General features: G+C 37.3%; 1 protein-coding gene. It reads left to right on the top strand.

Annotation, left to right across the window (positions count from 1 at the left end):
* Positions 1-483: 483 nt before the first annotated feature.
* On the top strand, positions 484-620 hold a 137-nt coding region (locus tag R7R24_RS28140), incomplete at its 3' end, for a cold-shock protein (RefSeq protein ID WP_318120366.1).

Here is a 620-nt window from a genome sequence, read left to right on the forward strand (position 1 = left end):
GAATTTCTCTGAATGTGCTCATACTTCTTCTCCTCGTTCGCCTTGGTGGCTGTCTGCAAATCGAGTTTCAGCTCATGGCTATCGACATGGTTTTATTTTAGTTTGGAGAAAAATAATCATGAGCAGAGCGATTCGAGCTACTTATTCAAGTTTTTCGAACAATAGGAAATCGGTAACAAACACCATTGGACATTTTTCATACAGGCCCAGTGCCCGGCGATTGATGATAAGTTCTCTCTTATCACATAAACGTTTTTGAATTTATTTGAAAATAAATGTAGCTATTTCTTAAACAAGGTGTATAGTAGTGCTTGGCTCTTCGAAGAGAGCTGTTAATGCTACATTTAGTTTAAGTTCCTTCTCAGTAAAATCTTGAATCCCCATTCAGACACCTGCGTACAACTTCCTCTTGATTGACATTCAATAGCTTAAAAAAAGATCCACCAATAATTTATCATTAATGTTTTTAATTCAGAGGTTTTTATGTCTGCTAAAGTAACTGGTTCAGTAAAATGGTTCAACGAAACTAAAGGTTTTGGTTTCCTATCTCAAGACAACGGCGGCCAAGATGTATTCGTACACTTCAACGCTATCGTTGCTGACGGTTTCAAAACACTGAC

This window comes from Vibrio sp. 704, from assembly GCF_033339295.1.